The organism is Kitasatospora sp. NPDC059146 (assembly GCF_042786665.1).
Lineage (GTDB): Bacteria > Actinomycetota > Actinomycetes > Streptomycetales > Streptomycetaceae > Kitasatospora.
Genome location: NZ_JBHZCY010000075.1, coordinates 36,455 through 45,323, shown reverse-complemented (window position 1 = coordinate 45,323; position 8,869 = coordinate 36,455). Strand labels below are relative to the sequence as shown.

Below are 8,869 nucleotides of genomic sequence, written 5' to 3'. Positions count from 1 at the left end.
GCCGCCCCACCCCGGGCTCCGGCGTCCGGTCAGGCGGGGTGCGGCGCCCAGGCGGCTTCGATCATCCCGAAGACCTCGTCCACCGTGGCCGCCGGGTCGGCCGCGTCGCGGGCCAGTGAGAAGGCGTCGATCACGAAGCGGGCGACGGCCCGGCAGGCGGTGGGGGTGCGGGTCTGCCCGGGCAGGGCGGTGACGGCCGCGGCGAGGGCCGCGGCGTGGCGCAGCCGCATCGACTCCTCGTAGGCGCGCAGGGCGGGCGAGGAGTCGATCAGGCGCCAGATCGTGGCGGCGCCGTCGGCGGTGCAGTGCCGCACCATGGCGTGGATCTCGCGGCGCAGGGCGGGGATCAGCGGGTCCTCGGGGGTCCGGTCGGTGACGGCCCGGACGAGGCGCTGTTCGAAGTCCTCGTCCTGCTCGAAGACCAGGGCCTCCTTGGCGGCGAAGTGGGAGAAGACCGTGGTGACGGCGACGTCGGCCTCGGCGGCCACCTCGCGGATGCCCACCGCGTCGTAGCCGCGCTCCAGGAAGAGCCGCAGGGCGGTGTCGGCGATCTTCCGGCGGGTCGCGGCCTTCTTGCGCTCGCGGCGGCCGGTCGGCTCGGGCGCGGCGCCGGCCCCGGTGGTCCCGGTCGCGGCGATGGTCCCGGTGGTCCCGGTCGGCTCGATGGTCCCGGTCGGCTCGGTCATGCCCGTGATGCTATCAGCCATGAAAACGGAACAGTTCCAAAATCCTAACCGTTAGTGCTACGGTCGGCCGCATGGAGACCATGAAGAAGGTGAGCTACACCGAGTTCGGCGGCCCGGAGGTCCTGCGCCTGGTGGACGCCGCGCGGCCCGAGGCGGGCCCCGGCCGCATTCGGATCGCCGTACGGGCGGCGGGCGTGAACCCCGTGGACTGGCGGCTCCGGGAGGGCCAGGTGCTGGGGGCCCATCCGCTCCGACTGCCCGCCGGGGTCGGGCTGGACGCCGCCGGGGTGGTGGACCAGGTCGGGGCGGGCGTCGAGGGGGTCGAGGTCGGCGACCACGTGTTCGGCGAAGGGGTCGACACCTACGCCGAGTTCGCGGTGCTGTCCGCCTGGGCGAGGATGCCCGAGGGGCTGGGCTTCGAGGAGGCGGCGGGGTACCCCTCCGTGGTGGAGACCGCGCTGCGCGTCCTCCGCGAGGTCGGTGTGCAACCGGGGCAGACGCTGCTGGTCAGCGGTGCGGCCGGGGGCGTCGGTTCGGCGGTGCTGCAGATCGCCCGCGACCGCGGCATCACGGTGATCGGCACGGCCGGCGCCGCGAACCAGGACTACCTGCGCGGCCTGGGTGCGCTGGCCACCACGTACGGCGAGGGCTGGGTGGAGCGGGTGCGCGGGCTCGGCCGGGTCGACGCCGCCCTGGACCTCGCCGGCAACGGTGTGATCCGCGAACTCGTCGAACTGACCGGGGATCCGAGGCGGGTGGTGTCCATCGCCGACCTCGACGCGCCCGGGCTCGGGGTCCGGTTCTCCGGCACGGCCGGAAGCGTCCCGGCGGCGCTCGCCGAGGCCGCCGACCTGATCGCCCGGGGCCGGCTGCACATCCCCGTCGACACCTCGTACCCGCTGGCCGCGGCCGCGGCGGCGCACGCCGACAGCCGGGCCGGGCACACCCGCGGGCGCCGGGTCATCGTGGTGTGAGAGCGGGCTGACGCCCCGGACCGGACCGAGCAGTGCCGGTCCGGGGCCCCGCTCGGGCCGGGGCGGGTCAGCCGTCGTTCTCCGCGGAGGGGATGTAGGCGCCGGGGACGTCGTTCGGGGCGTGGATCGCGTCCTCGCCCGGGTACGGGGTCCGCCAGTTGTGCGTCTGGTACCAGGTCAGGTGGTTCATCTGGGCCGGGTTGGCCCGGTCCGGCGCCGCGTTCGGGCCGGTCAGCTGCTGCTTGGACTTCCAGTCCTCCCACTGGGCCGCGACCTGCCGCTCGGCCGCCGGCGGGGCGACGGTCACCGGCGCCGCCGCGCCCGCGTCCGGGGCCCCGGGTACGTCGACGCCGCAGGACGGCGGGGTCTTGAGGCCGTCGGTCAGCGAGGTGCGGTTGGGCACCGCGGTGAACGGGGTGAGGTCCGGCTTGTCGGTGAAGGCGGTGGTCATCGGGCTGGCCGCGCTGTCCTTCTGGTTCATCGGGTGGATCCCGAGGATCTGCTCGATGGTGCGGACCATGGTGATCTGCGAGTAGTAGCGGCTGTCGACGGCGCCGTGCTGCGCCCAGGGGCTGATGATCTGGATCGGGGCGCGGTGGCCGTCGACGTGGTCGAGGCCGGCCTGGGAGTCGTCCTCGACCACGAAGATCGCGGTGTCCTTCCAGTACTCGCTGTGCGAGATCTCCTGGACGATCCTGCCGACCGCGAGGTCGTTGTCGGCGACCTGCGCGGCCGGACTGGCCGGACCGCCGGTGTGGTCGCTGGACAGCCACAGCATGTTGAGGGCCGCCGGACCGTTCTGCTCGAAGTCCTGCTTCCAGATCTGGTAGCGGTAGAGGTCCGGCACATCGGTGTCGAACTTCGGGAAGCCGGGCACCGACACGTCGTTGAGCGAGGGGATCGGCGAGGAGGAGTTGAGCGGGTAGGCGGTGTCGTCGCCCGTCGCGTCCATGTTCTTCGAGTCGCAGTACAGGTTCTGCCAGGTCGCGCCGTCGGGCTTGGTGAGGAACTGGTGGAACTCGCCGAAGTCGCGCACGTCCTGGCCGGCCGCCTGGGCACCGGTCCACAGGAAGCCCGAGCGCTGGTGGCCCAGGGCGTCGTCCTCGGTGTCGTAGCTGCGCTCGTACTCCCCGGCCGAGGACTCGGTGTACTCCGGATTGTCCGCCTGCATCAGCCAGTTGTGGCCCTCGGCGGAGTTGGTGCCGATGTCGTAGGTGTTGTCGTAGAGCCCGAACTGCTTGGCCAGCGCCTGCTGGTTGGGCGTGACGTTGGCACCGAACTGGGCCAGCTTCGGGTCGCCGTTGCCCTTGCCGATGTCGCCGAAGACCTGGTCGTAGGTCCGGTTCTCCTTGACGATCAGGAAGACGTGCTTGATCGTCGACGGGTCGCCGATCCGGGCCGGCACCGCGACGGGCTTCGCCTTGTGCCCGTCCGCCGTCCGGACGGCGCCCTTGGTCCAGCCGTTCTGCCGGAAGACCTGGTCCGTCCGGGAGCGGATCTCCTGGTCGGACGGCAGGGTGAACTGCGTCAGGCTGGAGGTGGTGTCGTGGGTGTTGTGGGCGCCGGTGGAGTTGGGGCGGCGCGCGTCGATGCCGCGGGTGTTGGAGACGACCACCTTGGAGCCGACGGTGGTGACCTCCGCCGGGAAGTAGTCGGTGGGCAGCAGGCCGACGTAGCTCACCGGCTCCTGGGCGCCCGCGAAGCGGTAGACGGCCACCGCGTCGGCCCGGCCGAGGGTGACCAGCAGGCGCCCGTCGTCGGTGAGCGTGATCGCGGTGGGCTCGTAGCCCACCGAGGCCTCCGGCCAGGGCTTGGTGGAGATCCGCTGCACCACCTTGCCCCGTGCCGCGTCGATCACGGACACCTGGTCGGAGGAGGTGTCCGCGACGAAGACCGTCCCGCCCTTGGCGTACACGGCCGTCGGGTGCAGGCCCACCTCGATGGACCCGACGGCGGCGGAGCGGTCCGCCAGGTCGATCACGCTGACGGTGCCCGTGGTGGTGGCGCCGGTGTCCGGGTCGGCCGGCACCTGGGTGCCGTAGGAGTTCAGCGTGTCGTCGTCGCCGGTGGCGGCGCGCCCGCCCTCGTTGCTGACGTACAGCTTGTGCCCGACCTGGACGATGCCGCGCGGTGCGTTGCCGGTCGTCCAGCTCTGCCCGAGCGCGCCGGTGGCCGCGTTGATCTCGACCACCCGGTTCTGGCCGTTGACGGCCGCGTACACCGTCGAGCCGTCGGCCGAGAACACCAGGCCCGAGGCCAGCGCGTGCTTGGTGCCGTCGGCCGGGATGGCGACCTTCACCGGGTTCGCCAGGGAGCCGTCCGCGTTCACGGTGAACCTGGTGTAGCCGTCGAGCTGGCCGAGCCAGAGCTGCTTGCCGTCCGGTGAGTAGACCGGGGCCTCCTGGCCGACCGAGCCGTCGGTCAGGTGCAGGTCGGCGGTCTTGGCCTTGCCGGCGCGCTGCTGCACCTTGCCGGTCCTGAGGTCGACCACGACCAGCGAGGCGTCGCCGTCGGCCAGCGAGGCGGCCAGGTGGGTGCCGTCCGGGCTGACCCGGGAGCCCATCAGCTTGCCGTTGTCGATGACCAGGCGGTCGCCGTACGGGGCGATGTACTGGTCGCTGGAGATCACCTGGCCGTCGGCGGTGACCTGGCCGACCTGGTCGGTGCCGAACTGGTGGGTGGTGGCGAAAGCGGTGCCCGTGGCCACGGCCACCGCCGTGATGCACGCCGTGGCCAGGGTGGCCCGGCGGCCGACCTTGCGGCCGAGGAGCACCGGGTGCTCCTTCTGGACTCGTCGACGACGCGTTACCTGCATGGCGTCAGCCCTTCGTGGTGAGTGCGCTGCGTTGATTCCGGTGTCTTCGCTGCGGGTGGTGCTTGTGGTGCACGTGGTGCACGTGGTGCCGGTGATGCGAGTGGTGCGGGTCATGCGCTCAGTGCGCTCAGTGCGCTCAGTCCGTCGAGGAGTCGAGCAGGTCGATCTGGCCGTCGAACTGCCAGAGCGGGTTCGGCGCGTCCCCGGTGCCGGTGTGGACCAGGAAGTAGCCGTTGACCTCCTTCGGCCCGTCGCCGTCGGCCATCACCCGGCCGTCCGAGGCGACGTCGAGCTGGTAGACCGCCGTACCGGGGGCCTCGGTGCCGGGCAGGTGCCAGGTGACCACGCAGCGCCAGTCGTTGCCCGGGCCCTCCGGTTCGACCTGGCCGTCGCCCCGGTTGCAGTCCGCGGCCACCCGCAGGTCGGCCTCGGTCACGGCGGGGCGGTGCAACTGCTCGGTCTGCAGCCGGTACAGGTGGGCGAACACGGTGGAGACCGTCCGCTGGACCTTCGCCCGGCTGATCCCCGAGCCCGTCGAGGGCGCGGCCACCGCGACCACCCCGGTGGTCAGCGCGAGCAGCCCGGCCAGCGGCAGCACCCCGTGGGTGAGCGCGCGGCGCTTCTCGCCGTCCTCGCTGCCGTTGGTGAAGTCCCGCCGGACGAACAGCCGGTAGGCCGCCGTGGTCGCCACCACGGCCCAGACCAGGCTGACCGCGACCGCGATCAGCAGCTCCGGCAGCCGGTTCGGCTCGGCGAACAGCCCGTTCCAGGAGACGAAGGCGTAGCCGGGCAGGGCCAGCCGCAGCGGCACCGGGAGCGGCAGCGTCTGGGCGAGCTGCATCGCGACCGCGGACAGCGCGGGGACGAGCAGGCCCATCGGGGAGCGGCCCAGCACGACCGAGCCGAGCAGGCCGAGCGAGGCCAGCGCCATCGTCGGCGCCAGCGCGGCGGCCCAGGCCAGCAGGACGCCCACGGCCGCGTCGGACGGCGCCAACAGGTGCCCGTCGACGCCCACCAGCGGCTGGTTCCCCACCGCGGCGAGCCCGCCCGCCGTACCGGACGCAACCAGTCCGGCCACCAGCAGGACGATCACGGTGGCGCTCGCCAGGGTCTTGGCGAGGAAGATCCGGCGCGGCGAACGGACCGCCACCAGCAGGTGCCGCCAGGTGCCGAGCCGGTCCTCGGCGGCGAACACGTCGCCCGCGACCACCGAGGTCAGCAACGGCAGCGCCCAGGAGCCCGCGAAGCCCAGCAGCACCAGCGGGCCGGCCCACGCCGTGGCGTGCATCCAGCGGCCGAACAGGGTGTCGGAGGGCAGCGTGCCCTGCTGGGCGACGGCGGCCACGAACAGCCCGGGCAGCGCCCAACAGGCCAGCACCAGCAGGCGGATCCGCCACTGCGAGACCAGCTTCACCAGCTCGAAGCGGTACACCCGGCCCACCGGCACCCGGCGCGCCCCGGCCCCTGCCGCCGCACCACCGGCCGTCGTCTCCCCGGCCGTGACCGTGCTCATCGTCCGTCCTCCTGCTGCTCCTCGGTGAGGGCCAGGTACGCGGCCTCCAGCGGCGACACCACGGGGGCGACCTCGCGCACCCGGACGCCCTCCTGCACCAGTCCGTCCACCAGCCGCTCCACGGCCGGCCCGGTGGCGCGCACCACCAGCGCCTCCGTACCGCGCCACGCCCCGGCCCCGTCCAGCACCGTCACCCCGGCCGTCCCGACGGCCACCCGCCGCGCGGCGCCCAGGTCGGAGGTGAGCAGCCGGTGGTCGAGCGCGCGGGTGTCGGCGGCCAACCCGCCCAGCGGGCCGGAGAACCGGACCCGCCCGGTGGCGAGGATCGTCACCTCGGAGCAGAGCGACTCCAGGTCGTCCATCCGGTGGCTGGACAGCACGACGGTCACGCCGTCCTCGGCGAGCCGGCGCAGCGCCCCGTGGACGTGCTGCTGGCCCGCCGGGTCCAGGCCGTTGGAGGGTTCGTCGAGCACCAGCAGCCGCGGCCGGGTGAGCAGCGCGGCCGCCAGGCCGAGCCGCTGGCGCATGCCCAGGGAGAAGCCGCGCACCCGGTCGTCGGCGACGTCCCGCAGCCCGACCTCGTACAGCACCTCGTCGATCCGGCCCGCGCCGGCGTCCTCCCCGCGCAGGGCCGCCAGCGCGGCCAGGTTCCGCCGCGCGGTCAGCGAGGGGTAGAGGCCGGGGCCGTCGACGAAGCCGGCCACGCCGTCGGGTGCGGCAAGCGCCCGGCCGACCGGTCTGCCCAGCACCTCCAGCTCGCCGCCGTCGGCGAGGGCCAGCCCGAGCAGCAGCCCGAGCAGGGTGGTCTTCCCCGCGCCGTTCGGCCCGGCGAGCCCGTGGATCCGCCCGGGCAGCAGCTCCAGCCCGACCCCGTCGAGCGCCACGACATCACCGAAGCACTTCGTCAATCCCCGTGCCCGTACGGCAGGTTGCGTGTCTTCCATGGCTCCTTCTCGCAGTCCCCCAGGGAAGGTAGGGGGTTGACGGGGTGGCGTCAGGAGCGCGCGGTTGAACTCCGGGGGAACAGCAGTCCGAGGGGCCTACACGAAGGGGCACATCACCATGTCGTACGACTCCACGCCGGACACCCTCCGGCACAGCCTGCGGGTCGCCGAGCTGATGGGCGAGCTGATCAAGGAGCTGCTCGACCGCTCCGTCCGGCACGACCTGAGCAAGACCCGCGAACCGGAACGGCCGGTCTACGACGCGGTGGTGCCGCGACTGCGCGCCGCGGCCTACGGCAGCGAGGAGTACCGGGCCCTGGTCGACACGATGGGCGAGGGGCTGCGGCACCACTACGCGCACAACCGCCACCACCCGGAGCACTTCGCCGACGGGATCAACGGCATGACCCTGGTCGACCTGCTCGAAATGCTGGCGGACTGGAAGGCGGCCACCGAACGCACCCCGCACGGCGACCTCGTGGAGAGCCTGGCGATCAACCGCGAACGGTTCGGCATCGCACCGCAGCTGATGGACGTCCTGACGAACACGGCCGGCCACTTCGGGTGGCTGACCGCAGAGCCCGATCCATCCATAACCGGTCAAGGAGGTTACAACATCGAGCCGAATGACTGTGAATGATCCGGATTATCCGTGACAAACCAGGGCAGTTGAGCACCAGCGCCTTGACTGCCACGACGGCCTCGCTCAATACTCGTCACCAGTTGAACCGGTGACGCAGAGAGCAGGCGCACCGGACGGACACTCACCAGGAGGCACAGTCATGGCAGTCAGCTACACCGGAACGGTCATCGTGACGGGCGAGGGCCGCAACGGCGGGCACGTCGCCTCCAGCGACGGCAGCCTCACCACCTCGCTCGCCGTCCCGAAGGAGCTGGGCGGCGCCGGCGGCGCCACCAACCCCGAGCAGCTGTTCGCCGCCGGCTGGGGCGCCTGTCTCCTGGGCGCCGTCCGGCGCGCCGCCGCCGACCGCAAGGTCCGGCTGACCAGCACCTCCATCGCGGTCGGGACCACGCTGACCCACGGGGACGACGGGGAGTTCGGCCTGAGCGCCGTCCTCACCCTCGAACTCGGCGGCGTGGACCAGGAGACGGCCACCGAGCTGGCCCACGCGGCACACCGGATCTGCCCGTACTCCAAGGCGACCCGGGGCAACATCCCGGTGACCGTGCAGGCGACCGCGGTGACCGGCTGACGCCACCGGCACGGGTCGCGTCCGGGCCCCGACCGGACGCGCAAACGCCGAACCCCCGCCCGGTGGCCGCAGCAGCGGCCGGGGCGGGGGCGGAGGACCAGCCCTGCGGCGGGGCGTCAGTCGTCGGCACCGCCGTGCTGGCGGGCCCGGTAGGACGCAGCCTTGACCCGGTTGCCGCAGGTCCGCATGGCACACCACTCACGCCGGTGGCCGCGGGAGCGGTCCAGGTAGACCTGGGTGCACTCCGGCCGGGCACACTCCCGCAGCAGTGCGGCGTCGTCGCCGCCGAGGATCTCGACGGCCTCCCGGGCCAGGGCCGCGAGGCCCTGGGAGACGGATCCGCTCCTGGTCGCCCCGGTGGCGTGCAGGCGCAGCGTCACCGGCAGTCCGGCCGCGTGCCGGTTCAGCTCGGCGATCGCCCGGGCCGGCATCGGCTGCCCGTCCAGCCGGGCGACCACCAGGGCGTAGATCGACTCGCGCAGGTCGACCGCGATGTCGAGGTCGGTCTCGTCGGCACCGGCGCCGCCGTCGAACATCCCGGACTCCACGAACCAGGCGTCGAGTTGCTCGGGGGCGGCCAGCTTCTCCAGCGGCGCGGCGTTGCGCCGGGCGCGCAGCGTGCCGACGAAGTCGAGGGGCAGGGTCCCGCAGGGGAAGGCGTGCATCACGTCACCATACTGACCAGTCACCGCCCCGAACGCAATGCCCGGCGCACTCCCCTGA

General features: G+C 73.0%; 8 protein-coding genes. 3 read left to right on the top strand and 5 right to left on the bottom strand.

Annotated elements, in window-relative coordinates:
• Positions 1 to 29 precede the first annotated feature (29 nt).
• Complete coding sequence (locus tag ACFXPX_RS27785; RefSeq protein ID WP_380643896.1) at positions 30 to 686, bottom strand: TetR/AcrR family transcriptional regulator; 657 nt, start codon at positions 684 to 686, stop codon at positions 30 to 32.
• A gap of 80 nt (positions 687 to 766) precedes the next feature.
• Between ACFXPX_RS27785 and ACFXPX_RS27780 the strand changes: the two genes are divergently transcribed.
• The gene (locus ACFXPX_RS27780; protein ID WP_380643897.1) at positions 767 to 1,660 is read left to right on the top strand and encodes an NADP-dependent oxidoreductase; all 894 of its coding nucleotides are present in this window, start codon (positions 767 to 769) and stop codon (positions 1,658 to 1,660) included.
• A gap of 67 nt (positions 1,661 to 1,727) precedes the next feature.
• On the opposite strand, the gene ACFXPX_RS27775 is transcribed toward ACFXPX_RS27780, so the two are convergent.
• The 3 genes from ACFXPX_RS27775 to ACFXPX_RS27765 all read right to left on the bottom strand — a co-directional run bounded on the left by ACFXPX_RS27775 (position 1,728) and on the right by ACFXPX_RS27765 (position 6,932).
• A complete protein-coding gene (locus ACFXPX_RS27775; protein ID WP_380643895.1) occupies positions 1,728 to 4,475 on the bottom strand; it encodes an alkaline phosphatase family protein in 2,748 nt (915 codons plus the stop codon).
• Between the two features lie 136 nt (positions 4,476 to 4,611).
• Entirely contained in the window at positions 4,612 to 5,988 is a 1,377-nt protein-coding gene (locus tag ACFXPX_RS27770; RefSeq protein WP_380643894.1) for an ABC transporter permease, read from the bottom strand.
• Positions 5,985 to 6,932: an ABC transporter ATP-binding protein gene (locus ACFXPX_RS27765; RefSeq protein ID WP_380643893.1), complete on the bottom strand. Its 948-nt coding sequence runs from the start codon at positions 6,930 to 6,932 to the stop codon at positions 5,985 to 5,987. The genes ACFXPX_RS27770 and ACFXPX_RS27765 overlap by 4 nt, the downstream gene beginning before the upstream one ends.
• A gap of 118 nt (positions 6,933 to 7,050) precedes the next feature.
• Between ACFXPX_RS27765 and ACFXPX_RS27760 the strand changes: the two genes are divergently transcribed.
• Together ACFXPX_RS27760 and ACFXPX_RS27755 are read left to right on the top strand one after the other, a co-directional pair.
• Positions 7,051 to 7,572, top strand: a complete 522-nt coding sequence (locus ACFXPX_RS27760) for a DUF5662 family protein (protein WP_380523704.1) — start codon at positions 7,051 to 7,053, stop codon at positions 7,570 to 7,572.
• Positions 7,573 to 7,714: 142 nt separating this feature from the next.
• Positions 7,715 to 8,146: an Ohr family peroxiredoxin gene (locus tag ACFXPX_RS27755; RefSeq protein ID WP_380523706.1), complete on the top strand. Its 432-nt coding sequence runs from the start codon at positions 7,715 to 7,717 to the stop codon at positions 8,144 to 8,146.
• 116 nt (positions 8,147 to 8,262) lie between these two features.
• Here the strand turns inward: ACFXPX_RS27755 and ACFXPX_RS27750 are convergent, their stop codons facing one another.
• The gene (locus ACFXPX_RS27750) at positions 8,263 to 8,814 is read right to left on the bottom strand and encodes a CGNR zinc finger domain-containing protein (RefSeq protein WP_380643892.1); all 552 of its coding nucleotides are present in this window, start codon (positions 8,812 to 8,814) and stop codon (positions 8,263 to 8,265) included.
• Between the last annotated feature and the right edge of the window lie 55 nt (positions 8,815 to 8,869).